Raw genomic sequence first — 22,009 nt, 5'->3', positions numbered from 1 at the left:
GCCAGATGGTTAGGCTGACCGCATGGTTAGTCTTACAGCGGATCTGAGCCCCCTTCGTCCCGATCGAAATCTCGCGATGGAGCTGGTGCGGGCCACTGAGGCAGCCGCCATCCGTGCTGTTCCCTTCATCGGTCGTGGCGCGAAGGAAGCGGCCGACGGTGCAGCCGTCGATGCCATGCGGGCGTTCCTCGGAACTGTTGCCTTCCAGGGCCGTGTCGTGATCGGCGAGGGCGAGAAGGACAACGCGCCGATGCTCTTCAACGGCGAGGAAGTCGGCACCGGCAGCGGCCCGGAGTGCGACATCGCGGTCGACCCGATCGATGGCACGTCTCTGACTGCGGCGGGGCGTCAGAACGCGCTCTCCGTCATCGCGGTGTCCGACCGCGGATCGATGCTCGACGCGTCGAGTGTCTTCTACATGGACAAGCTCGTGACCGGCCCCGCCGGCGTAGGAGTGGTCGACATCCGCCTCCCGATCGGCGAGAACATCCGCAAGCTCGCGGGAGCTCTCGGCAAGCCGGTGGATGAGATCGTCGTCTCGGTGCTGAACCGCCCGCGTCACGAGCAGCTGATCCAGGAGATCCGGGATGCCGGCGCCGGTACGCGACTGATGAGCGACGGCGACGTCGCCGGTGGCATCAACGCGGCCCGTCACGCTGCCCGCACCGACATGTGCGTGGGTGTCGGAGGCAGCCCCGAGGGAATCGTGACGGCGTGTGCGATCAAGGCGCTCGGCGGGCACATTCAGGGGAGGCTCTGGCCCCGCGACGACGACGAGCGCCAGCGCGGCATCGATGCGGGCCTCGACATGGACAAGGTCTACGAGGCCGACGATCTCGTGCGCGGAGACAACACGATCTTCGTCGCAACCGGCGTCACTGATGGTCAGCTCGTGGCCGGCGTGCGGCGAGAGGGCGGATACATCTACACCGAGAGCGTCGTGCTGCGCGGTGCATCGGGAACCCTGCGGAGGATCGCCTCGGAGCACCTCGTCTCGAAGTGGCTCTGATCTCTGCGAGCTGAGCGGAACGGGTCATCGTTACCGACCCGGTACCGCCGTGCGCAGCGCCGAGCCGAGGTTTCTCGCGCGTCCGTGTCACAATTGTCACTGGATTTGTCGCCGTCGACGGAGCCGCCAGGCACCGCAGGCACAGGAGGGCAGACCGATGACAACGCAGCACACGAGTGGTTCCAAGGCCGCGCCGACCAAAATCGTGACGACGCCCACCGGTCGAATCATGCGAATCAACGTCGATGAGGCCGGGGTGCCTCTTCCGACCGGGACTCCGGCGCCGCCTATGGTCACGACCGCTGTCACCGACCCCGCTCGACGCGCTGACGTGCTGTTCCGAAAGCGCCTCGATGAGGGGCACGAAGTCAGCGCCTGGTGGATGATCGGCGCTTTCGTCGTGACCAGCGGCCTCGTCATCCTCCTGCTCAGCGGCGTACCGGGCATCGCCTGACGTCAGCTGCGGGTCTCTTCGGGTTCGATCGCCCCGAAGGCTGACCCCGTCTGCACCGACTCTCCGTTGCCGACGCGGGAGCGGATGTCTCCGACGTCGGCCTGAATCGAGGCACCCGGTTCTTCGGATGTCTCGGCATCCGGGTGGTGGATGTCACGGTTCGACTCGCGATCCTGCTCGGAGTCGATCATGAGTTCGGGAGCGGTGAAGCGTCGAGTCTGTGCCGTGACTGCTGGCGGAACCGCGTCGAGCGTCGACGCGCTGATGCCGGGGAACTGCCTGGCTGTCACGAGCACCCGACTCTCCAGGGAACCGGCGAACCTGTTGTAGCTGTCGACGGTGCGCTCGAGCGCACGGCGCAGGTCGTCTGCGTGGCCGGCGAGCACACCGAGCCGGTCGTACAGCTGCGTTCCCAGGTTCAGCAGTGCTCGTGCTTCGGTCGACACTTCCTGCTGCGTCCAGCTGTAGGCGACGGTCTTGAGCACCGCCCACAGGTTCACGGGCGATGCGAGCGCCACCCGCTTGCTGAAGGCGTAGTCCAGCAGCGTCGGGTCTTCGTCGATGGCCGCAGCGAGGAGCGACTCGCTCGGCAGGAAGCAGATGACGAACTCGGGGCTCGCGTCGAGACCCGACCAGTAGGCCTTCTTCGCGAGTGCGTCGATGTGGGCACGCACGGCCTTCACATGCTTCTGCATGTGCGTACGCCGCTGAGCCTCGTGGGCGTCTCCGATCGGCAGCGCCGACGCCTCGAGATAGGCGTCCAGCGGCACCTTCGCGTCGACGGCGATCGACGTGCCGCCGGCCAGGCGGATCACCATGTCGGGGCGCCCCTGACCACGATCAGACGAGATGGTCGACTGCAGATCGAAGTCGACGTGACGGATCAGTCCTGCGGCCTCGACGACGCGACGCAGCTGGGTCTCGCCCCAGACGCCGCGTGTGGCTGTCGACCGCAGCGCTCCGGCGAGCGACTCGGTCGTCGAGCGCAGCGCCTCGTCGGACTCCTGCGCGCGCCTGAGCTGCTCTGCGAGGGATCCGAACTGCGCATGCCGTTCCTGCTCGATGGCCGAGACCTTCTGCTGCATCTGCTGCAGGCTCTCGCGAACAGGGGCGAGAGCCGTGAGCACCGCATTCTGCTGCTGCACGCGCTGCGCCTCGGCGCGCTGCTCGAGTCTCGCGTGCTCGACGGCATCCCGATACAGGTCGTACTGTCGGTCGCGATCGTCTCGGGCGGCGGCGAGCTCTGCCTCGGCACGAGCGAGATCCGCCGCACCGCGGGAGCCACGGAGGAACCATCCCACTGCGGCTCCGGCCACGAGAGCGGCCAGGAGGAGAACGAGCGTGAGAGCATCCATGTGCTCCATGATGCGCTCGGCCACGGACATTCGTCCGGTGCGACTCAGGCGACGGCACGCTCCGGAGCGACGACGACCGGATCGGTCACACGCAGCTTGAGCGCATCGGCCAGGGAGAAGACGTCGGATGCGCCGTTCCTGCGGGCGGCATCGATGATGATGTGCGCGCAGGCGAGCGCGTCAGCGAGCGCGTCATGGTGGGAGAATCCGGTGAAACCGGCAGCCTCGGCAGCTTTCGGGAGCCGATACGACTCGAGCTCGTAGGTCTTGCGCGCAACCTGCAGGCTGCACAGCGAGCGATACGGCGGGCAGTCGCCGCCGGTGGCCTCCGACGCGCGCCGGAGCACGTTGAGGTCGAAGCCCGCGTTGTGCGCCACGAGCACGTCGGCGCCCGCGAACGCGCAGAGACGGTCGAACTGATCCGACCAGGTGGCTGCGTCCAGCACGTCGTGCGCACGGATGCCGTGGATCTTCGTGTTCCACTCCTGGAACTCGTCGTGCCCTGCGGGCGGTCGGATCAGCCATCCGGCCGTCGCGACGATCCGACCATCGCGCACACGCACGAGGCCGACGGAGCAGGCTGAGGCGGGGCTGGAATTCGCCGTCTCGAAGTCGATAGCGGTGAAGTCCAGTGGCACATCCCCACTCTCTCCCGGCATCCGAGACGCTCCCGGATGACTCGCCGTAGGCTGGCGACATGAGTACCGAGCGAGCGACATCCTTCGGCGCCGAAGCTGCGAACTACGAGGCCGGGAGGCCCGACTATCCCTTCGAGGCAGTCGCGTGGATGCTCGAGCCGATGCCGCACGGCTCTCGTCGCATCGTCGATGTCGGCGCGGGCACGGGCAAGCTCACGCGCGTCCTCGCTCACGCGCCGGACGCCGAGGTCGTGGCCGTCGACCCGGATGCCGCCATGCTCGAGACCTTGCGCCAAAGCGTTCCCGGCGTTCCGACGTTCCAGGGAACCGCCGAGCTGATGCCGCTGCCCGATGCCAGCGTCGACGCTGTCGTGCTCGGTCAGGCGTGGCACTGGGTGGAGCCGTCAGCTGCGTCTGCCGAGCTCGGACGGGTCGTCCGCGCCGGGGGAGTCCTGGGGCTGATCTGGAACATCCGCGACGAGCGCGTGGAGTGGGTTCGTCGCCTGACCGACATCATGCACAGCAGCCCGGCCGAGAACATGGTCAACGGCCCCGGTTCCGACGGCCCACGCATCGAGGCGCCCTTCACGCATATCGAGAAGCGGCAGTGGGAGTGGGCCCGCCCGATGAGCAGGGCGAGGCTGCACCAGATGGCGCTCTCACGCAGCTACCTCATCACCGCCCCCGCCGACGAGCGCGCGGAGATCACGCGGCAGATGGACGACCTGTTCGACGAGCTGGGGCTCGATGGCGAGACGACGATCGACCTCCCCTACGTGACGCACGCGTTCCGCGCCGTGCGCGCCTGACCGGCATCCCGCAGGGACTGCGCATCCACGCCAGGTAGACTCGACCCCCGTGGCTCTCACTATCGGAATCGTCGGCCTGCCCAATGTCGGCAAGTCCACCCTCTTCAACGCTCTGACCAAGAACGACGTGCTCGCGGCGAACTATCCGTTCGCGACGATCGAGCCGAACGTCGGGGTGGTGAATCTTCCCGATCCGCGTCTCGACAAGCTCGCCGAGATCTTCGGCAGCGAGCGCATCCTGCCCGCTGCGGTGTCGTTCGTCGACATCGCCGGAATCGTGCGCGGCGCGAGCGAGGGCGAGGGTCTCGGCAACAAGTTCCTCGCGAACATCCGTGAGGCCGATGCGATCGCCCAGGTCGTCCGTGGTTTCGCCGACGACGACGTCGTGCACGTCGACGGTGCCGTCAACCCGGCGTCCGACATGGAGACAATCAACGCCGAACTCATGCTCGCCGACCTCGAGACCGTCGACAAGGCGATCACGCGGTACGAGAAGGAGGTGCGCGGCAAGAAGATCGAGCCCGTCGTCCTCGAGACCGCCAACGCGGCCAAGGATGCTCTGGAGCGCGGCGTGCTGCTGTCCGTCGCCGGAATCGATCTGACCCCGATCCGCGAGCTCGGACTTCTCACGGCCAAGCCCGTCATCTTCGTCTTCAACGTCGACGAGGGTGTGCTCACGAACGATGCGCGCAAGGCGGAGCTCGCCGCTCTGGTCGCTCCTGCGAAGGCGATCTTCCTCGACGCCAAGATCGAGTCCGAGCTGATAGACCTCGACCCCGAGGACGCCGCGGAGCTGCTCGCGTCGACCGGCCAGGACGAGTCCGGTCTCGACCAGCTCGCCCGCATCGGTTTCGACACCCTCGGTCTGCAGACCTACCTCACGGCCGGGCCCAAGGAGGCGCGCGCGTGGACGATCCCCAAGGGATCCAAGGCGCCGCAGGCCGCCGGTGTCATCCACACCGACTTCGAGAAGGGCTTCATCAAGGCCGAGATCGTGTCCTTCGACGACCTCGTCGAGACCGGCTCCGTCGTCGAAGCCCGCTCCAAGGGCAAGGCCCGCCTCGAAGGTAAGGACTACGTCATGCAGGACGGCGACGTCGTGGAGTTCCGCTTCAACAACTGAGCGGGTCCAAGTAGTCATCAGCGATGGACCGGAAGATGTACGAGCCGAACGGGTTGCTGTCGCGCCTTGTCGGCGAGCGGATGTACTCCGTTGAGTTCGTCCTCAACGACCATGTGCAGTTTCGGTTCGACGGCTCGCCCGGCGCGGGCGACCCGGTCACGCTCACTTGCTACGTCTGGCCCGTCGTCGAGTTCGATGGACGCACATGGAGTGAGAAGGACGCCGGATTTGCGGATGCCCTGCGCAGGCTGACGCCCGGTACGGTCGTTTCGACAACGGAACGGACGGGATCAGGCGTTCGACTCGCCCTGGACACCGGCGCACTCGTCATCCACCCGACGCTCGACGAGATTCACGTCGAGATCGCGGAACTCATGGGATTCGAGGACGGCTCATGGATGGTTTGGCGTCCCGGTGAAGAGAGCTTCGAGGACTTGGTGTGAACGGCGACGTGGTGGAGTTCCGTATCGGAAACTCATCTATGAGCAGGAGCTGATTCGGTGGTTTCCAGGCGGTTGAACCGTGCGCTCCGACGAGGGCAGGAGGCGAAGTCGATTCTGCGCATCGAACGCAGGCCGAAGTTCGCCGACCGGGTCGATGGCATCGTGCTTCGAATCGGCGAGCAGTGGGTCCTGGCGGCCCGGACCACCGACGCCGGATACTTCGACGGGTACGTCGTGCTCCGACTGCGCGACGTCGAGCGCGTCACGCCTGACGACACGTTTGCCCAAGAGTTCGTCAAGATCCAGCCTGAGTGGCCACCTTCCTTCCCCTTCGACATCGATTTGGACAGCACTGCGTCCGCCCTCGGCGGCGTTGCGCGTCAAGGCGAATTGGTCGGGATTCAGAAAGAGAATGAACGCAACGCCCTCTGGATCGGCACTTTGGATGAGGTGACCTCGCGCTACATCTACCTGAACGAGGTCCGACCAGATGCCACGTGGCATCCTCGGCCTCTCGGCTACAAGCTGCGGTCGATCACCATGGCCGAGGTGGGGACGCGGTACCTCGTGGGGCTGTCGGCTGTCGCAGGGGTGCGTGTCTCGTCGGTTCAGCCCGAGGGGGACGGCGACGTCGTGGAGTTCCGCTTCAACAACTGAGCGGAGTACGGCCCGAGTTCTGAGGAGATCGGCTGCGGCTCGTACGAAGCCGCGGGTCGCGAATCAGATCGCGTCGCTACGTCGGGCACGCACGGTCCAGCCGACCTGCACCAATGCCTCCGCAAGGCGGTCGGCGGCGGCGCGCGCGACGTCGAAGGTTGCGTCAGAGCAGACGTCGATGGCGATCGGCGGCGGATCGGCGAAGCGTGGTATCTGCACCTCTGCCCAGGCATCGGGCGAAAGCGGTACCCGAGGGGACGCGGTGCGTGCGTCTCCGATGGCACTGTCCGCCGCGAAAGCGATGACGTCCAGGGCATGGAGCTTGGTGATCGGCATGTCCACGACGATGGTCACGACGAAAGCCGCGTTTGCGGTATCTCGGAACTCTGGCCTCACCGCATGAAGATATCACTCGGCGCGAACAGCCGGTCTAGCCGCGACGCTCGACGTCCTGACGCAAGACCTCGGGCCAGGCTTCGACATCTCCCGGGGTGCGAGCGACCGTCAGAGTCGCGTTCGGGAGCAGTGCGGCTAGCGATTCCGCGGTCGACAGCGGGTGGCCGGGGTCGTCCACCCAGGCCAAGATCGTCGTCGGCACCTCGATTCGCGCGACGGATTCAGGGGCAGGCAGGTCGCTGATTGCCGCACCGCGAAGCAGCGACGGCAGGAGGGCGTCGGCGACGTCGGGCCATGTCTCCGGCGCACCGACGGTGGCCGGGGGTGGCGTCGATCCGCGAGTGGCGGCGTGGAACGCTTCGACACCGTCGGACTCGATGAGCGCTGCCGCCGTTCGGTAGATGGCGGCTTGACCGGGCCTGGTCTTCCATGCGGTGGGCGGCACCATGAGTGTGAGCCCGGTGAAGCGGTCGGGCTCGCGCGAGGCAGCATGCAAGAGAGTCGCGGCGCCCATGGAGGGGCCGACCCCGTGGACGGGTTCGCCCGGGAACCAGTGGTCGAGCAATCGCAGAAGATCCTCGGCGAGGTTCGGCCAGCGATAGTCCTCCGAGACCTTGCGCCCGGTCGACCGACCGTGGCCGCGTGCGTCGTACCGCAGCAATCGAGTTCCGCTGAGCCCTCGACCGAGGTCGAGATTGAGCACCCGATCGCGTGCCCGGCTCGACGTGAGTCCGTGCAACTGGACCACCGGGTGTCCGCCTTCATCGCTCAGCGCGCCAGCCAGCTCTGCTCCGGCTACCTCGAAAGTGGGCATCGGGCTCCTCGATCGGTGACTAGCCGCATCGGGTCGGGCAGTCGTGTAATTTTCAGGTTATCTGGGGGCGATAAGGTACTGCCCATGCGACTGACCAACGTCACGCACCTCCGCCTCCCGTTCGGACGGCTCTGGGGTTACGACGTCAGCGCGTCTGCGCTCGGACGCCCCCTCCCGGTGTCGTTCGATCAGAGGATCCATGTCGGAGCCGGCGATCGACCGGGCTCCTGGATGGCGCTGTCGTTCCGGTTGCCTGCACCGACTCGGCGAGAGTCGATCGCCGAGGCATGGCTGGCTGTCATCGCCCGTCACGGCACGTTGCGATCGGCATTCGCGCCCGGTGCTGATGGCGATCCGATGCTGCACGAGATCGAGATCGGCCCCGGAAGCTGGGTCGAGCATGAGGTGGCCCCTGGCCAGGCTGTCAACGACGCGTTGCGAGAGGTTCTCGACGCGGCATGTTCGCCGTACCGGCATCCTTCGCACCGGCTGTGCGTGTTGGAGACGGCGGCGGGACTCACGGTCGTGATCGCTGCGGATCACGCGCACGTCGACATGTGGTCGATGCTGGTCATCGCGCGCGATCTGCTGTCTGCGCTCGACACGGGTAGGGCAGGCGCGAAGCCGACGCCGGCGCCGGCGTTCGTCGAGCACACGCAAGCACTGCTGGCTCGGGATGCTGCGCCAAACCGCGTGCGTCAGCGGTGGGAAGACATCATCGAGGACAGCGGGGATGTGATGCCGCAGTTCCCCTTGCCGCTGGGGGCGCCCGAGCCGCACCGCGAGCGCGTGGAAGTGCGTGACGTGTTCGATGTCGACGACGCCGCGGCGTTTGCTGCGCAGGCCCGTGACGACGGTGTCTCGACCCTCGCGCGCGCAGTGGTCGCGATGACCGCGGTGACGCGCGAGATGGCGGGTACCCCGCTACGAGCCGTGTTCCCCGTGCACAGCCGCTTCGAGGACACGTGGCATGACTCGGTCGGGTGGTTCATCACCAACTCGGTCCTCGAGTCGGACGTCGCCGAACCGCACGCGGCGGCGGCAGCGGTGAAGGAGGCGGTGCAACTCGGCGCATGGCCGCTCGCAGACGTGCTCGCTCCGTGGGGCGGCATGCCTGTAGCGCCAGGGATGTTCGCGATCTCGTGGCTGGACCTGCGCAGGCTGCCCGTGCGTATCGACTCTGTCGGGCTCGACGCCCAGTACGTCAGCGCAGCGACCGACACCGACGGCGTCATGCTGTGGTTCATCCTGGATGAGTCGGGGCTGCACCTGCGATGCCGCTATCCCGACACCGTCGAGGCTCGCGCCAGCGTCGGCGGATGGCTTGACCTGCTCGTCGCAAGGCTGCAGGCGGACGCGCGGTCGTCTGTTCGTGGACGGCTGCAGGTGGCGGATCGAACCTTCCGGCTCGAGCGTGCGAGCCGCGATGATATCGAGGCCATCGCAGCGCTGCTGTTCGACGATCAGTTCGGATCGGACCGTGAGAGCGTCGAACTCGAGCGATACGAGGCGGCCTTCAGCGCGGTCGCTCGCGACAGCTCCAACTATCTCGGGGTCGTCCGCGACAGCGCCGACCGCATGGTCGCCACGATGCAGCTGACGGTCATCCCGGGCCTTTCCCGTGGTGGTTCGACCCGATTGCAGATCGAGGGACTGCGAGTGGCTCCAGGGGAGCGGTCACGGGGCTTGGGCACGGCGATGCTCGAGTGGGCACACGAATTCGGTCGCGCGCGGGGCGCGCGACTGGCGCAGGTGACCACAGACGAAGCACGGGATCGGACGCGCGCCTTCTATGCCCGACTCGGATACCAGACCGCGCACGTCGGGCTGAAACGGCACATCTAGCGCGGATCCCCGCTACGCGACGAGGGGGTGCGGGTAGGTGGCGTCTCGGCCCTGGAAGCTCAGGATGCTGGGGTTCTGGATCACTCCCTGGCGGATCTCGATCGCGCGTGTGAGCGTCGAGTTCTTGGCCCATGCCTCGGGACCCGAGAGCACGGTGCGGAGGAAGGGCAGCAGCGCTTCGCTGATGTCCCACGTGGCGGAGTTCCACAGGTATGACGGGCTGTGATCGACGGCGTAGTAGTTCACGCCCTGACCCACCGTGAACATCGGCTCCTCGAACGACGTCGGGATGGCCCATTCGAAGCCCATACCCTCGTCGCAGGAGACGTCGATGATCAGGCTGCCCGATGCGAATCGGTCGAGGTCCTCGGTCCGCAGGTACGTCAACGGCGCTGCGACGTCCTGCAGTGTGCAGTTGACGACGATGTCGTACGTCGCCAGGAAATCGGGGAGGAGCACGGGGCCGTCCTCCGTCTCGACTGTGCTGAGGTGCGTGGGCCCGTCGTCGGTGTTGAGCTGGGTGAGATGAGAGTTGTGGATAGGGGAGCCCACCGCTGCTGCCCCGCGCTGTGTGAGGACTTCGATGTCGTGGACTCCGTGCGCGTTCAGTGCGGTCACTGCGCCTCGTGCCGTCGCACCGAAGCCGATGACGACCGCGCGAAGCCGGGGCCCGTAGTCACCGGTCGAACCGACGAGGCTCAGAGCATGGATCACCGAGCAGTAGCCGGCCAGCTCGTTGTTCTTGTGAAAGACGTGCAGGCTCATGTCACCCTGCGAGGTCCAGTGGTTCATGGCCTCGAAGGCGATCAGCGTCAGGCGGCTGTCGATCGCGGTCTGCGTGAGGACCGCATCCTGCACGCAGTGCGGCCAGCCCCAGAGGGTCCGCCCCTCGGCGAGCTCGGCGACGTCTGCGAGCTGCGGCTTCGGAAGCAGCAGGACGTCGGCGGAGGCGAGCACCTCTGCCCGGTCGGCGACGCGTCCCACGCGGGCTTCGACGTAGCCCGGCTCGAGCTGGAAGTCCGTGCCATAGCCGCGCTCGACGATCATGCGAGCGCGAATGTCCGCGTCGATGCGGTCGAGGTGACGGGGATGGATGGGGAGGCGTCGCTCATTCTCCATCGAGGAGTTCGCCAGCACACCGAGGGTCAGAAGGCCCTGTGCGGAGGTGGAGGGGCGGACGGCGGACGAACGTGTCGTGTCGGACAACGGGTTCCCATCTTCGGGGAACCAGAGTCAGCTCCTGGCCTGACTCTACGCCCCTGGCGCGCGAGGGGTCGCACAGTCCGATCTCGGCAGACGCGCTCGACTACGCTTGATGTCGATCCCTGACAGCCGAACGAGGAGCCGCGCGCGCATGACCGATACCCAGATCTTCGAGCCAGAGGGCCGCGCCATCCCCTTCGTGGATGAGGGAGACGGCCCGGTCAAGCTGGTTCTGATCCAGGAGCAGGGGCTCGCTGCCGACGTGCTGGGTGTCGCCGCGCACTACCTCGCGGAGGAGGCGGGCTTCCATGTGCTGCGGATCGGCCACCGGTCGGACTCCGAGGCGACGCTCGACGAGCGCGTCGATGACGTCATCGCGGTGATCGATCACGTCGGCATCGAAGACACCTGGGTCGGCGGTCACGGCTTCGGCGGCACGATCGCACGTGCGCTGGTGGCGGCGCACAGCGACCGGGCCAACGGTCTGCTTCTGCTCGGTGTCGAGGACGTCGACATCGCGGTCGCGCCGGCGATCCCCGTGCTCATCGTGCAGGGGACCGAAGACACCGACACCCCCGCGGCGAACGCCGAAGCACTGCAGGCGGCGATCCCCGACCGATCGAGCATCAAGACGATCGCAGGCGACCACCTGTTCCCGATGCACCACCCGATCGAGACCGGCGTGATCATCGAGGAATACCTGGACTGGGACTGACTGCGATGGCAGCACCTGGCCGCACCGTCGTCGTCGCGATCGACCTGCAGGCCGGCGTGACACCCGGATGCTTCGACGAAATGGGCGTGCTCTCGCGCACTGCAGCCCTGGTCGACAGGGCTCGTGCAACCGGAGTGCCCGTCGTCTGGGTGCATCACGACCCCGTCGGCGTGGGCACACCTGAGTGGAAGCTGGCGGCTCCACTGCACCGCGCGGAGGGTGAGCCCCTCGTGCGCAAGGGCTACCGAGACGCGTTCGCCGACACGACCCTGCGAGCGACGCTCGACGAGCTGGGCGCGACGCGCCTGGTGATCGTCGGTGCGCAGTCCGACTTCTGCGTGCGCACCACCATGCAGCGCGCAGCGGCCGAGGGATACGACGTCACGCTCGTGAGCGACGCCCACACCACGGTCGACACCGAATGGGACGGCGTGCCGATCTCGGGAGAGCAGATCGTCGCACACACCAACATGTACTTCTCGGGGCTGCGGTATCCCGGGCAGGAGTTCGCGATCGCCACGCACGATCAGGTCGTTTTCTGAGGGCGTGCGACGACTCGGCGTAGAAGGCACCGCGGAGCAAGACGGTTTCCGGACCGTCACCCGAGTCTGAGATGCCATCGCCGGCCTGAGATGATGGTCTGATGACCGCTACCCTCGTCGCCCAGAATCTGGCAGGCGGCTACGGCCACCGCATTCTCTTCGAGGGGCTCGATCTGACGGTAGCTCCCGGCGATGTGATCGGCGTGGTCGGTGCGAACGGAGCGGGCAAGTCGACACTGCTCCGACTCCTTGCCGGCGTGGACGCGCCGATGGGAGGGTCGATCTCGCTCGCACCGACTGACGCGTTCGTCGGCTGGCTGCCTCAGGAGCACGAGCGAGTAGACGGTGAGACCGTCGCGGAGTACATCGCGCGCCGCACCGGGTGCGCGACGGCCACGCGCGAGATGGATGCCGCTGCGGCGGCGCTCGGAGACCCGACGCTCGCGCCGGCGGGCACCGACCCGGCCGACACCTATTCGCAGGCGCTCGACCGGTGGCTCGCCAGCGGCGCGGCCGATCTCGAGGAACGGATCCCCGCGGTGCTCGCTGACCTCGGGCTCCCGAGCGCGAGCGGTGTCGCGTCCGACGCGCTCATGACCGGGCTGTCCGGCGGTCAGGCCGCGCGAGTCGGCCTCGCGGCGCTGCTGCTGTCGCGCTTCGACATCGTGTTCCTCGACGAGCCGACCAACGATCTCGACCTCGACGGACTGGACCGACTCGAGTCGTTCGTCCGTGGACTCCGGGGCGGTGTCGTGCTCGTCAGCCACGACCGCGAGTTCCTGGCGCGCAGCGTGACTCGCGTGCTCGAGCTCGATCTCGCTCAGGGATCGAATCGCCTCTACGGCGGCGGGTACGACGCGTACATCGAGGAACGAGCCGTCGTGCGCCGGCACCTGCGGGAGAAGTACGACGAGTTCGCCGACAAGAAGGCCGACCTCGTCTCCCGAGCCCGCACGCAGCGAGAGTGGTCGAGCCAGGGTGTGCGCAACGCCATGAAGAAGTCGCCCGACAACGACAAGATCAAGCGCAAGGCGTCGGCCGAATCGAGCGAGAAGCAGGCGCAGAAGGTGCGTCAGATGGAGAGCCGGATCGCGCGCCTCGACGAGGTCGAGGAGCCTCGCAAGGAGTGGCAGCTGGAGTTCACGATCGGATCTGCGCCTCGATCGAGCACCGTGGTCTCGACGCTCAGCGGCGCGGTGTTCCAGCAGGGGACCTTCACCATGGGGCCGCTCTCGCTGCAGATCGACGCCGGCGACCGCATCGGAATCACCGGTCCGAACGGAGCAGGCAAGTCGACGCTGCTCCGAGCTCTCCTCGGGCGGCAGAAGCCGATCGAGGGGACCGCAAGTCTCGGAAGCAGCGTGCAGATCGGTGAGATCGATCAGGCCCGCTCACTGCTCATCGGCGACGCGGCGCTCGCGGACGCGTTCGAGGCTCTCGTTCCCGAACTGTCTTCGGCGGAGGTGCGCACCATGCTGGCCAAATTCGGCCTGAGAGCCGACCACGTCACTCGCCCCGTCGGCGCCCTGTCTCCGGGCGAGCGCACCCGGGCCGCGCTGGCGCTGCTGCAGGCGCGTGGCGTCAACCTGCTGGTGCTCGACGAACCCACGAACCACCTCGATCTGCCGGCGATCGAGCAACTCGAGCAGGCGCTCGAGTCGTACGTGGGAACGCTGCTGCTGGTGACGCATGACCGGCGCATGCTGGAGGCCGTGCAGACGAACCGTCGATGGAGCGTCGAGAACGGCCAGGTGAGCGAGCTCTGACGCTCAGCGCCCCTGACGCTTCTTGTACGGCTTAGGCTGCCCCTTCACGACGGGCGCGCGGCCTTTGCCCTTGGACGCCTTGGCTTTGCCGCCGGCCGGGCCGGCCGTCTTCGGTGCAGGCGGGGGAGCAGCGGCCACCGTCGCCTGAGCTTCGACGAGGAACAACTCGCCGACGCTCGTCAGCCGCGGTGTTCCTTCGCGATTGATGAGGGTGTGCCCCACCTCGTCCTCGAGCTTGTCGAGAGAGGTGTAGAGCGATGCCAGGGGGATGCCCAGCTGCTTGGCGGCTCGGGGGAAGTGCAGCGTCTCGGCGACGACGACGTAGCGACGGAGCAATGCCAGCTTCATGCGGGTGAACGATCCTTCTCGATCCGCGACGATCGCGGGTCTCCGTCTAACCTACGCGAGGCGGATGGGCGCGTGCCCCAGACGCACGGATGCCGCGGCTCGATGAGCCGCGGCATCCGGCGATTCTCTCGTTCAGGCGACCTGGGGAAGCACCGCGAACGATACGGAGCCTTCGTCGTCGACGCCGGCGTCGAGCACCTTGTCGTCGAGCGCGGCTGCAGCGGTCTCATCGAGGAAGAGTCGAGTGCCCGACACCTCGACCACCCGGTCATCGGGCTCGGGGTCCGGGGTCACGAGGACCGCGAGGCGTGCGCCTCCGTCCGGTCCGGCAGCAGGCGTGGAATGGATGCGAAGGCCTGCGTCGGTGGCGTCGGTCTGGCGGCTGACGAGGGTGTTCACGATTGCGGTGGCGTTATCGGTGAGGGTGAGCACGAGACTCTCCTTCCGGTTGCTGTCACGCCGCGGGTGCGACGTGTCCGGGCTACGATTCCGCACACCCCGGGGGCGATTCAACCCGACGCGCCCGGTTCGGAGGGGTCTCCCACCTGATGCAGAGGTTTTCTCAGGAACACCTGCTCGGTTCCGTCGCCCTGCGGCACCCGCTCCGCCTCTTCATAGCCGCACGCCTTGTAGAGACGTATGTTCGCCTCGCTCAGGCTGCCGGTGAAGAGCTCGGCCTCACGGGCTGTCGATGAACGCTCGGCTGCGTCGAGCAGAGTGCGTCCTATGCCCTCGCCCTGCGTGTCGGGAGCTATCGCGATCCTGCCGATCAGCAGCACTCCGTCGGCTTCGACGAATCGGATCACTCCCACCAGCCGGCCGTTCTGGCGGGCTGTCAGCCCCTTGCTCGAGCGCAGCTCGGCCTCGACCTCGGGCAGGGTCTGGGTCAGCGGAGGCATGTCGGCGCTGCCGTAGATCTGCGCCTCCGAGACGAACGCCGCCCTCTGAAGAGTGAGCACCTCACCCGCATCCGATTCTGAGACGGGCTCGATCACCACGTCTGTCGCGTTCTCGTCGATGTCGGCCTGGGCTCTTTCTGAATTCGTCACTGCGCCACGATCTGATGTGACCGGGGGGACTGTCAACCCCCTCGATCCGCACGGCGCGCGGAGCTAGCCTCGCAGTTCCGAACCCCAGGAGGACTCCATGGCTGAGAAGACCGCGTCCAAGACCGGCAACGCATCCAAGCGCGGAGCGAAGACGACCAGACGACAGAACGCCGAGAAGGGATTCACGGCATCCGCGACGCTCGCCGCCAATCTGCAGCTGGTGCTCGTCGATCTGATCGAGCTCTCGCTGCAGGGCAAGCAGGCGCACTGGAACGTGGTGGGCCGCAACTTCCGTGACACGCATCGTCAGCTCGACGAGATCATCGATGCCGCCCGCTCATTCAGCGACACGGTCGCAGAGCGCATGCGCGCACTGCACGCGGTGCCCGACGGACGCACCGACACGATCGCCGAGTCGACGTCGCTTCCGGCGTTCCCGATGGGCGAGGTCTCGACGACCGACACGATCGATCTCGTGACGGCGCGTCTGGACGCCGTCGTGGCGACGATCCGCGACGTGCACGACGAGGTCGATGAAGAAGACCCCACATCCGCCGACATCCTGCACGCGGTGCTCGAGAGCCTCGAGCAGTTCGCGTGGATGGTCAGCGCCGAGAACCGCACCCCGGCCGGTCGCTGACCTCTGCGGGGAGCCTCGCTTCAGGTCTCGTCGTCCGCCCCGCCTCGCTCGGCCTCGCGCCGGACGAGGCGGGGGAGGACGAGCCACAGCAGGAGCACACCCACGAACGAGGAGACGAGCGCGATGAGTCCCGCGGTTCTGCCGACGGTGAAGTCGATGATGAGTGTCGTGACGCCGATCGTGAGTGCGGCGATCGCCACGAGATCGATCTTCACGATGCGAGCGGCCACCCGCACGAGTTCGGGCTTGCGGCGCCGACCGAACAGCGCCCGATGCATGCCCACGGGGGCCAGCGCGAGGATGGTGGCCACTGCGGCGAGACCCACGAGCACCACGTACACGTCCCGCTGGAACTCGTCCATGTCCTCGAATCGGGGAGTGAACGCCACGGCGAGCAGGAACCCCGTGAGGATCTGGGTGCCGGTCTGCATCACGCGCAGTTCCTGCAGCAGCTCCTCCCAGTTGCGGTCTGCGCGCTCGTTGCGCGTCTCATCTCGTCCGTCGCGGAGGTCGTCGACCTCCGCGGGTGGCGCGGGTCGTTCATCGGGATCCATGCCGCCAGTCTCGCGGGATCTCTCGGATCCTGTCCAGCGGCTTGTGCGTCGACCGAGAAGGAGATCATGATGACGCTTCCCCCGATCCGGGAATGGTGGTCAGAGCTGTCGCTCGAGGCGCGCGTCGATGTGCTCGGGGAGTCGGCGCCGCAGCTGAGCGAGCGGGCCCGAGCCGAGATCCGGACGATCACGGGCGCGGTGGTCGGCATGACCGAGACGCTCTCGGATGAAGACCTCGACTACGCCCGTTCGGAGACACGCTCGGAGATCGCGGACGAGGATTCCGACTGACTCGACGCGCTCAGCTGTCTTCGGAAGCCTGCTCCTCGCGGAGTCGGGGTGTCGTCCGGCGTTCCGGGCGCAGGCCGGCCTTGTCGGCGTAGAAGGCGCGGATCCTGTCCATATCAGCCGCGACCTCACCCGTCAGCTCGAGGGTGGGGCCGAGACCGGTGGTCATCGTCGTGCGGTCGACGAACCCGAGTGTCACCGGCATCCCCGTCTCTCTCGCGATCCGGTAGAAGCCGGACTTCCAGTATTCGTTGCCCCCGCGGGTGCCGTCTGGCGTGATCACGAGACCGAAGACGCTACCGGAGTGCACCTGCGCGACGACGTCGTTGACGACTCGTGCCGGGTCGGCTCGGTCGACGGCGATGCCGCCGATGCTGCGCATGATCGGCCCTCGCCAGCCCCGGAACAGGCTGTTCTTGCCGAGCCAATGCACCTCGATGTCGAGCCGCCATGCGATCGCCAGCATGAGGACGAAGTCCCAGTTCGACGTGTGCGGCGCACCGATCAGGATGGTGGGTCGCGTAGGTGTCGCCTCGGCGGTGAGGGTCCAGCGGCTGACTGCCCAGAAGAGGCGGGCGAGGAGTCGTTTGAGCACTCGTCAACCGTAGAGCAGAGCTCCTGTCTATCCGCTGTCGTCCGACGAGGGCCTTTTCGCGCCGTCCCGTCGACACAGGCGTACCATCGAATGATGGCCAAGACACAGGACTCCGCCGAGCAGGACGCACCGACCGTGCTTCAGCCGCTGATCGGAACTCCGAACCTGCTTGATGACGATGCCGCCGGATACTGCAGCGGCGGCGTCTGCCACTTCCCTGCGCCGAAGACGCAGTAGCGATCAGACGCCGCCGCAGCGGTGACGGTCAGTGGCTGCCGTGCATGGCATCGGCCACATCGTCTGCAGGCTTGCGGACGAACGCGCTCAGCGCGACGGCGGCGAGCGAGATGATCGCGGCGATCAGGAACGCCATCCGTGCCCCCGGTGCTCCGGCGGTGGCGACGTCGAGCCCCTCTGCCTCTCCCGCGTGCAGGATCGCCGAGTAGGTCACCGTGAGGACGGCGACACCGGCTGCCCCGCCGACCTGCTGGAGCGTGTTCAGCACCGCCGAGCCGTGCGAATACAGCGAACGCGGCAGCGACCCGAGTGATGCGGAGAACAGCGGGGTGAAGGACATCGCGAGACCGACCGACATCGCGGCCTGCACGATGATCAGCACCCACCACACGGTGTGCTCTCCGACTGTCGAATAGTAGAACAGCGCCGCCGAGACGAGGATCGTGCCGGGAATCAGGAGCGGGCGCGTTCCGCGAGCGTCGTAGACGCGCCCCATCAGCGGTCCGAGGAGGCCCATCAGCACCGAACCCGGAAGGAGGATCAGGCCGGACTCGAGCGCGTTGAGGCCCGCGACGTTCTGCAGGTACTGGGGGAGCAGGGTCAGCGTTCCGAACATCGACAGCGCGAGGATCGCCATGATGATGACGGCGAACGTGAAGTTGGCGGAGCGGAACACCCGCAGATCGAGCAGCGCGTCGTCGATCCGCTGCAGCACCAGCTGACGCCACACGAACAGCGCGAGAGCGACGGCACCCACGACGAGTGCGGTGATGCCGGCTGCCTCACCGGATCCCCCCTCGCCACCGAACTGGCTGAGGCCGAACACGATGCCGCCGAAGCCGAGCGCCGCGAGCGGGATGGAGAGCACGTCGAGGGGGACTTTGCGCGTCTCGCCGAGGTTCGTCATCCACTTGACCCCGATGAAGAGGGAGACGAGGGCGATCGGCAGGATGATCGCGAACAGCGCGCGCCAGTGGAGCGTCTCGAGCACCGCTCCCGCGAGGGTCGGGCCGATCGCGGGGGCGAGCGAGATGACGAGGCCGACCCGGCCCATCATGCGACCGCGCGACTGCGGCGGTACGACGTTCATGATCGTCGTCATGAGCAGCGGCATCATGATGCCGGTGCCGGCGGCCTGGATGACGCGACCGAGCAGCAGGATCTCGAAACCGGGTGCCACGAGAGCGACGAGGGTTCCGAGGGAGAACGAGGTCATCGCGGCGATGAAGACCTGGCGCGTGGTGAACCGCTGCAGGATGAACCCGGTGGTCGGGATCACGACGGCCATGGTCAGCATGAACGCGCTCGTCAGCCACTGGCCGAGTTCGGGCGGGATGCCCAGATCGGTGTTCAGATGGGGGATCGCGATCCCCATCGTCGTCTCATTGAGGATGGCGACGAACGCGGCGACGAGGAGAAGCCAGATCACCCGCATGTCGCTGCGGGCGATCTGGCCTCCGGCCGCAGCAGCGGGGGGCGTGGTGATCGAACCGGTGTCGACGGCAGACATACGGCCTCCTGGGCACGAGGAAAAAGAGGGGAGGGTCGCGCGAGTGCGCGGGGACCATTCAGCGTAACCACAGCTTCGGACATTCCATTCCGGATCCGGGTGAATCCGCTCTCAGCGGATGATCAGGGAGGAGATCCGATCCCGGCGTCTCCGGCGCTGACTACGCTGGCGAGATGAGCATGGGTGGCGGACGCGGCGGATTCCGCGGCGTGGACGAGAGTGCGCAGCGTCGACTCAATGCCGAGGCTCCGCGGATCAGCGGTCTGGGCGCCAGGGTGGTCGCGCTGTTCCGCCCCTACCGGTGGCGCATCTTCTGGACCGGCGTGCTGGTCGTCATCGGAGCCGCGATCGCGGTGATCCCTCCGCTGATCGTCCAGCGCATCTTCGACGACGCGCTCTTCCCGGTCGACGGCGGCGGCCCGCAGCTTCAGCTCCTCGGCTGGCTCGTCGGCGGGATGGTCGCCCTGTTCCTCCTGTCGGCTGTTCTCGGCGTCGCCCAGACGTGGTTGACGTCGACGGTGGGCAACAACGTCACCGGCGACCTCCGTGTGCGCCTGTTCGAGCATCTGCAGGCGATGGAGCTCGGGTTCTTCACCCGGACGAAGACCGGCGTGATCCAGTCCCGCCTGCAGAACGACGTCGGCGGTGTCTCGGGAGTGCTGACGAACACCGTCACCAGCATCCTGGGCAATGTCGTCACGGTCATCGCCTCGCTTGTCGCGATGATCCTCATCGACTGGCGCCTCACACTGATCGCCGTCGTGCTGATGCCGTTCCTGATCATCGTGCAACGCCGTGTGGGCCAGGTGCGTGCGCGCATCGCCGGAGAGACGCAGGAGTCGCTGTCCGAGCTCACCTCGATCACGCAGGAGACGCTGAGCGTCTCGGGGATGCTGCTCTCCAAAGCGTTCAATCGCCAGCGCACCGAATCCCAGCGCTACCAGGCCGAGAACCGCAACCAGGTGGTCCTGCAGGTGCGGCGGGCGATGAGCGGTCAGGGCTTCTTCGCCGTCGTCCAGGTGCTGATGGCGAGCGTCCCGGCCGTCATCTACCTCGTCTCGGGGTACCTCATCGCCGGCGGCACCGGCGCGATCACCGCAGGCACGGTCGTGGCGTTCACGACCGTCCAGGCTCGTCTGCTGCAACCGCTGATGGGGCTCATGCGGGTGTCGCTCGACCTGCAGACGTCATCCGCCCTGTTCGCCCGCATCTTCGAGTACCTCGACCTCGTGCCTGAGATCCAGGATGCGCCGGATGCGATCGCGGTCTCCGAAGCCCCGGGCCCGCGCGGGCGGATCGAGTTCGCGGATGTCGTCTTCCGCTACCCGGATGCGGCGCCCGACGCTCGTCCCACGCTGCAGGGCGTGTCGTTCGTCGCCGAACCGGGGCAGCATGTCGCGTTCGTCGGTCCGTCGGGCGCCGGCAAGACGACAGTGCTGTACCTTGCTCCGAGGCTGTACGAGGCGCATGGCGGCGCTGTGCTCTTCGCGGGAGCCGACGTGAAGACCCTCACGCAGGAGTCGATCATCGATCAGGTCGGCATCGTGTCTCAGGAGACCTACCTGTTCCACGCCACGATCCGCGAGAACCTGCTCTACGCCCGCCCGGAGGCGACGGATGAGGAGATGATCGCCGCCTGCACCGCGGCCAACATCCACCACATCATCAGCGGGTTCGAAGACGGGTACGACACGGTGGTCGGAGAGCGGGGCTACCGCCTTTCCGGTGGCGAGAAGCAGCGCATCGCGATCGCCCGCGTGCTGCTGAAGGACCCACCCGTGCTGCTGCTCGACGAGGCGACATCCGCCCTCGACACCGTGTCGGAGCGCGTCGTTCAGGAGGCGTTGGACGAAGCGGCGAAGGGGCGCACGACCCTCACGATCGCGCACCGACTCTCGACGATCATGGGTGCGGACGTCATCCACGTGGTCGAGGCCGGGCTGATCGTGGAATCGGGCACCCATGCCGAACTCCTCGCCAGGGGAGGTCTCTACGCCGAGCTCGCCGCGCAGCAGGTGGCCGCGTCGCGCGTGCTCGACACGGAGATGGTCATCGAGACGGCGGTCTCGGGAGGCATGCGTGCCGCACTGGTCGACCGCCGAGCCGACCGGGCGCCGGAGGACTCGGCCGGAGCGGATGCTGTCGATGCGCTCACCGCGCCGGTTCCGTTGCTCGAGGTGCCTCGCGCGGACGAGCGGGTGTACCCGGCCGAGGGGTGAGACGCGCTCAGTGCACCGACAGGCCGCCGTCGATGAACAACGACTGCCCCGTGACGTAGCTCGAGCCGACACCGGCGAGGAACACGGCTGCCGCCGCGAAGTCTGCGGGCAGCCCGTTGCGGCCGATCATCGTCCGGGCGGCGAGTGCCGCGATCTGCTCCGGATCCTCCTGCAACCGTGCGTTGAGCGGGGTGAGCACGAATCCGGGCACGAGGGTGTTGCTCGTGACGCCCGTGCCACCCCACGCCTCGGCCTCCGAGCGCATCAGCGACTCCACGGCTCCCTTCGAGGCCCCGTAGACACCGCTGCCGACGAAGGCACGATGCGCCTGCTGCGAGCTGATGTGGATCAGGCGCCCGAAGCCGCGCTCGGCCATGCCAGCGGCGTAGCGCTGCCCGAGCAGGAAGGGGGCGAGCGCATTGACGGTCATCGTCGCGTCCCAGTCGTCCTCGGTGATCTCGGCGAACGGCGGGCGGATGTTGATCCCTGCGGAGTTCACGAGGATGTCGGGTTCGCCGAACGGCTCGATGGCAGCTTCGGCAAGAGCCCGGATTCCCTCACGAGAGCTGAGATCGCCGACCACACCGGCTGCGTGGCATCCCGCGCGAGTGAGCTCGGCGACGGTCTCGGTGATCCGGACTTCGCCGCGCGCGACGATCACCGTGGACGCACCAGCCCTCGCGAGGGCGGTCGCGATGCCTCGTCCGATGCCCGAGCTCCCGCCGGTGACGACCGCGGTGCGGCCCTCGAGCGAGAAGAGGTCGGCGAGGTACTGGTTCACGGGTCTCCTGATGGCGAGG

The 22,009-nt window shown here is 67.3% G+C and carries 26 protein-coding genes; 14 read left to right on the top strand and 12 right to left on the bottom strand.

Going from position 1 to position 22,009, the window contains the following annotated elements:
• Window positions 1-22 precede the first annotated feature (22 nt).
• Both glpX and ACLKOY_RS05715 read left to right on the top strand, forming a co-directional pair.
• On the top strand, window positions 23-1,009 hold the full coding sequence (glpX, locus tag ACLKOY_RS05720; protein ID WP_053095530.1) for a class II fructose-bisphosphatase: 987 nt from the start codon (window positions 23-25) through the stop codon (window positions 1,007-1,009).
• Between the two features lie 157 nt (window positions 1,010-1,166).
• Window positions 1,167-1,463 (top strand): hypothetical protein, encoded by a 297-nt coding sequence (locus tag ACLKOY_RS05715; RefSeq protein ID WP_436452800.1) that lies wholly within the window; start codon window positions 1,167-1,169, stop codon window positions 1,461-1,463.
• Between the two features lie 2 nt (window positions 1,464-1,465).
• On the opposite strand, the gene ACLKOY_RS05710 is transcribed toward ACLKOY_RS05715, so the two are convergent.
• On the bottom strand, window positions 1,466-2,842 hold the full coding sequence (locus ACLKOY_RS05710; protein WP_436452799.1) for a DNA recombination protein RmuC: 1,377 nt from the start codon (window positions 2,840-2,842) through the stop codon (window positions 1,466-1,468).
• 20 nt (window positions 2,843-2,862) lie between these two features.
• Window positions 2,863-3,456: an exonuclease domain-containing protein gene (locus ACLKOY_RS05705; RefSeq protein ID WP_436452798.1), complete on the bottom strand. Its 594-nt coding sequence runs from the start codon at window positions 3,454-3,456 to the stop codon at window positions 2,863-2,865.
• 59 nt (window positions 3,457-3,515) lie between these two features.
• Between ACLKOY_RS05705 and ACLKOY_RS05700 the strand changes: the two genes are divergently transcribed.
• The 4 genes from ACLKOY_RS05700 to ACLKOY_RS05685 all read left to right on the top strand — a co-directional run bounded on the left by ACLKOY_RS05700 (window position 3,516) and on the right by ACLKOY_RS05685 (window position 6,488).
• Window positions 3,516-4,265 (top strand): class I SAM-dependent methyltransferase, encoded by a 750-nt coding sequence (locus ACLKOY_RS05700; protein WP_436452797.1) that lies wholly within the window; start codon window positions 3,516-3,518, stop codon window positions 4,263-4,265.
• Between the two features lie 49 nt (window positions 4,266-4,314).
• Window positions 4,315-5,388, top strand: coding sequence for a redox-regulated ATPase YchF (ychF, locus tag ACLKOY_RS05695; protein ID WP_056376106.1), 1,074 nt, complete (start codon window positions 4,315-4,317; stop codon window positions 5,386-5,388).
• A 23-nt stretch (window positions 5,389-5,411) separates the two neighbouring features.
• Window positions 5,412-5,831 carry a hypothetical protein gene (locus tag ACLKOY_RS05690; RefSeq protein WP_436452796.1) on the top strand — a complete coding sequence of 140 codons (420 nt, stop codon included), beginning with the start codon at window positions 5,412-5,414 and terminating at the stop codon, window positions 5,829-5,831.
• Window positions 5,832-5,993: 162 nt separating this feature from the next.
• The gene (locus ACLKOY_RS05685) at window positions 5,994-6,488 is read left to right on the top strand and encodes a hypothetical protein (RefSeq protein WP_436452795.1); all 495 of its coding nucleotides are present in this window, start codon (window positions 5,994-5,996) and stop codon (window positions 6,486-6,488) included.
• A 63-nt stretch (window positions 6,489-6,551) separates the two neighbouring features.
• Here the strand turns inward: ACLKOY_RS05685 and ACLKOY_RS05680 are convergent, their stop codons facing one another.
• Window positions 6,552-6,842, bottom strand: coding sequence for a hypothetical protein (locus tag ACLKOY_RS05680; protein ID WP_436452794.1), 291 nt, complete (start codon window positions 6,840-6,842; stop codon window positions 6,552-6,554).
• Between the two features lie 76 nt (window positions 6,843-6,918).
• Window positions 6,919-7,698, bottom strand: coding sequence for an alpha/beta fold hydrolase (locus ACLKOY_RS05675; RefSeq protein ID WP_436452793.1), 780 nt, complete (start codon window positions 7,696-7,698; stop codon window positions 6,919-6,921).
• 84 nt (window positions 7,699-7,782) lie between these two features.
• Here ACLKOY_RS05675 and ACLKOY_RS05670 point away from each other — a divergent pair, with 84 nt between their 5' ends.
• Window positions 7,783-9,543: a GNAT family N-acetyltransferase gene (locus tag ACLKOY_RS05670; RefSeq protein ID WP_436452792.1), complete on the top strand. Its 1,761-nt coding sequence runs from the start codon at window positions 7,783-7,785 to the stop codon at window positions 9,541-9,543.
• Between the two features lie 12 nt (window positions 9,544-9,555).
• Here ACLKOY_RS05670 and ACLKOY_RS05665 read toward each other — a convergent pair whose 3' ends face one another.
• Window positions 9,556-10,662, bottom strand: coding sequence for a N(5)-(carboxyethyl)ornithine synthase (locus ACLKOY_RS05665; RefSeq protein WP_436454098.1), 1,107 nt, complete (start codon window positions 10,660-10,662; stop codon window positions 9,556-9,558).
• 235 nt (window positions 10,663-10,897) lie between these two features.
• Between ACLKOY_RS05665 and ACLKOY_RS05660 the strand changes: the two genes are divergently transcribed.
• The 3 genes from ACLKOY_RS05660 to ACLKOY_RS05650 all read left to right on the top strand — a co-directional run bounded on the left by ACLKOY_RS05660 (window position 10,898) and on the right by ACLKOY_RS05650 (window position 13,769).
• A complete protein-coding gene (locus ACLKOY_RS05660) occupies window positions 10,898-11,461 on the top strand; it encodes an alpha/beta fold hydrolase (protein WP_436452791.1) in 564 nt (187 codons plus the stop codon).
• A 5-nt stretch (window positions 11,462-11,466) separates the two neighbouring features.
• Window positions 11,467-12,003 carry an isochorismatase family protein gene (locus ACLKOY_RS05655; protein ID WP_436452790.1) on the top strand — a complete coding sequence of 179 codons (537 nt, stop codon included), beginning with the start codon at window positions 11,467-11,469 and terminating at the stop codon, window positions 12,001-12,003.
• A gap of 101 nt (window positions 12,004-12,104) precedes the next feature.
• Entirely contained in the window at window positions 12,105-13,769 is a 1,665-nt protein-coding gene (locus tag ACLKOY_RS05650) for an ABC-F family ATP-binding cassette domain-containing protein (protein ID WP_436452789.1), read from the top strand.
• 3 nt (window positions 13,770-13,772) lie between these two features.
• Here ACLKOY_RS05650 and ACLKOY_RS05645 read toward each other — a convergent pair whose 3' ends face one another.
• The 3 genes from ACLKOY_RS05645 to ACLKOY_RS05635 form a co-directional block, all read right to left on the bottom strand.
• The gene (locus ACLKOY_RS05645) at window positions 13,773-14,117 is read right to left on the bottom strand and encodes a LysR family transcriptional regulator (RefSeq protein ID WP_042542034.1); all 345 of its coding nucleotides are present in this window, start codon (window positions 14,115-14,117) and stop codon (window positions 13,773-13,775) included.
• A gap of 132 nt (window positions 14,118-14,249) precedes the next feature.
• Window positions 14,250-14,549, bottom strand: a complete 300-nt coding sequence (locus ACLKOY_RS05640) for a Fe-S cluster assembly protein HesB (RefSeq protein WP_290161465.1) — start codon at window positions 14,547-14,549, stop codon at window positions 14,250-14,252.
• Between the two features lie 77 nt (window positions 14,550-14,626).
• Window positions 14,627-15,166 (bottom strand): GNAT family N-acetyltransferase, encoded by a 540-nt coding sequence (locus tag ACLKOY_RS05635; protein WP_436452788.1) that lies wholly within the window; start codon window positions 15,164-15,166, stop codon window positions 14,627-14,629.
• Between the two features lie 97 nt (window positions 15,167-15,263).
• Here ACLKOY_RS05635 and ACLKOY_RS05630 point away from each other — a divergent pair, with 97 nt between their 5' ends.
• The gene (locus ACLKOY_RS05630; RefSeq protein ID WP_140036599.1) at window positions 15,264-15,806 is read left to right on the top strand and encodes a Dps family protein; all 543 of its coding nucleotides are present in this window, start codon (window positions 15,264-15,266) and stop codon (window positions 15,804-15,806) included.
• Window positions 15,807-15,826: 20 nt separating this feature from the next.
• On the opposite strand, the gene ACLKOY_RS05625 is transcribed toward ACLKOY_RS05630, so the two are convergent.
• Entirely contained in the window at window positions 15,827-16,360 is a 534-nt protein-coding gene (locus ACLKOY_RS05625; protein ID WP_436452787.1) for a DUF6328 family protein, read from the bottom strand.
• A 69-nt stretch (window positions 16,361-16,429) separates the two neighbouring features.
• On the opposite strand from ACLKOY_RS05625, the gene ACLKOY_RS05620 reads away from it, so the two are divergent.
• Window positions 16,430-16,651 carry a hypothetical protein gene (locus ACLKOY_RS05620; RefSeq protein ID WP_436452786.1) on the top strand — a complete coding sequence of 74 codons (222 nt, stop codon included), beginning with the start codon at window positions 16,430-16,432 and terminating at the stop codon, window positions 16,649-16,651.
• A gap of 10 nt (window positions 16,652-16,661) precedes the next feature.
• Here the strand turns inward: ACLKOY_RS05620 and ACLKOY_RS05615 are convergent, their stop codons facing one another.
• Window positions 16,662-17,243, bottom strand: coding sequence for a 1-acyl-sn-glycerol-3-phosphate acyltransferase (locus tag ACLKOY_RS05615; RefSeq protein ID WP_436452785.1), 582 nt, complete (start codon window positions 17,241-17,243; stop codon window positions 16,662-16,664).
• Window positions 17,244-17,336: 93 nt separating this feature from the next.
• Here ACLKOY_RS05615 and ACLKOY_RS05610 point away from each other — a divergent pair, with 93 nt between their 5' ends.
• Window positions 17,337-17,480: a hypothetical protein gene (locus ACLKOY_RS05610; protein WP_181164348.1), complete on the top strand. Its 144-nt coding sequence runs from the start codon at window positions 17,337-17,339 to the stop codon at window positions 17,478-17,480.
• A 28-nt stretch (window positions 17,481-17,508) separates the two neighbouring features.
• On the opposite strand, the gene ACLKOY_RS05605 is transcribed toward ACLKOY_RS05610, so the two are convergent.
• Complete coding sequence (locus ACLKOY_RS05605) at window positions 17,509-18,990, bottom strand: MDR family MFS transporter (protein WP_436452784.1); 1,482 nt, start codon at window positions 18,988-18,990, stop codon at window positions 17,509-17,511.
• 179 nt (window positions 18,991-19,169) lie between these two features.
• Between ACLKOY_RS05605 and ACLKOY_RS05600 the strand changes: the two genes are divergently transcribed.
• Window positions 19,170-21,209: an ABC transporter ATP-binding protein gene (locus tag ACLKOY_RS05600; RefSeq protein WP_436454097.1), complete on the top strand. Its 2,040-nt coding sequence runs from the start codon at window positions 19,170-19,172 to the stop codon at window positions 21,207-21,209.
• 7 nt (window positions 21,210-21,216) lie between these two features.
• Here the strand turns inward: ACLKOY_RS05600 and ACLKOY_RS05595 are convergent, their stop codons facing one another.
• A complete protein-coding gene (locus ACLKOY_RS05595) occupies window positions 21,217-21,990 on the bottom strand; it encodes an SDR family NAD(P)-dependent oxidoreductase (RefSeq protein WP_436452783.1) in 774 nt (257 codons plus the stop codon).
• Between the last annotated feature and the right edge of the window lie 19 nt (window positions 21,991-22,009).

Origin of the sequence: Microbacterium sp. K2, assembly GCF_051365005.1 — a bacterium.
Taxonomy (GTDB): domain Bacteria; phylum Actinomycetota; class Actinomycetes; order Actinomycetales; family Microbacteriaceae; genus Microbacterium; species Microbacterium foliorum_B.
Note: the sequence above shows the minus strand (reverse complement) of the source record. Positions and strands in the feature narration are given on the sequence as shown.

Bases quoted from the DNA above. Each gene is read 5' to 3' on its own strand.
- glpX (WP_053095530.1), top strand. From the start codon at position 23: ATGGTTAGTCTTACAGCGGATCTGAGCCCCCTTCGTCCCGATCGAAAT.
- ACLKOY_RS05715 (WP_436452800.1), top strand. From the start codon at position 1,167: ATGACAACGCAGCACACGAGTGGTTCCAAGGCCGCGCCGACCAAAATC.
- ACLKOY_RS05700 (WP_436452797.1), top strand. From the start codon at position 3,516: ATGAGTACCGAGCGAGCGACATCCTTCGGCGCCGAAGCTGCGAACTAC.
- ACLKOY_RS05690 (WP_436452796.1), top strand. From the start codon at position 5,412: ATGGACCGGAAGATGTACGAGCCGAACGGGTTGCTGTCGCGCCTTGTC.
- ACLKOY_RS05675 (WP_436452793.1), bottom strand. From the start codon at position 7,698: ATGCCCACTTTCGAGGTAGCCGGAGCAGAGCTGGCTGGCGCGCTGAGC.
- ACLKOY_RS05670 (WP_436452792.1), top strand. From the start codon at position 7,783: ATGCGACTGACCAACGTCACGCACCTCCGCCTCCCGTTCGGACGGCTC.
- ACLKOY_RS05665 (WP_436454098.1), bottom strand. From the start codon at position 10,662: ATGGAGAATGAGCGACGCCTCCCCATCCATCCCCGTCACCTCGACCGC.
- ACLKOY_RS05660 (WP_436452791.1), top strand. From the start codon at position 10,898: ATGACCGATACCCAGATCTTCGAGCCAGAGGGCCGCGCCATCCCCTTC.
- ACLKOY_RS05655 (WP_436452790.1), top strand. From the start codon at position 11,467: ATGGCAGCACCTGGCCGCACCGTCGTCGTCGCGATCGACCTGCAGGCC.
- ACLKOY_RS05650 (WP_436452789.1), top strand. From the start codon at position 12,105: ATGACCGCTACCCTCGTCGCCCAGAATCTGGCAGGCGGCTACGGCCAC.
- ACLKOY_RS05645 (WP_042542034.1), bottom strand. From the start codon at position 14,117: ATGAAGCTGGCATTGCTCCGTCGCTACGTCGTCGTCGCCGAGACGCTG.
- ACLKOY_RS05630 (WP_140036599.1), top strand. From the start codon at position 15,264: ATGGCTGAGAAGACCGCGTCCAAGACCGGCAACGCATCCAAGCGCGGA.
- ACLKOY_RS05625 (WP_436452787.1), bottom strand. From the start codon at position 16,360: ATGGATCCCGATGAACGACCCGCGCCACCCGCGGAGGTCGACGACCTC.
- ACLKOY_RS05620 (WP_436452786.1), top strand. From the start codon at position 16,430: ATGACGCTTCCCCCGATCCGGGAATGGTGGTCAGAGCTGTCGCTCGAG.
- ACLKOY_RS05610 (WP_181164348.1), top strand. From the start codon at position 17,337: ATGGCCAAGACACAGGACTCCGCCGAGCAGGACGCACCGACCGTGCTT.
- ACLKOY_RS05605 (WP_436452784.1), bottom strand. From the start codon at position 18,990: ATGTCTGCCGTCGACACCGGTTCGATCACCACGCCCCCCGCTGCTGCG.
- ACLKOY_RS05600 (WP_436454097.1), top strand. From the start codon at position 19,170: ATGGGTGGCGGACGCGGCGGATTCCGCGGCGTGGACGAGAGTGCGCAG.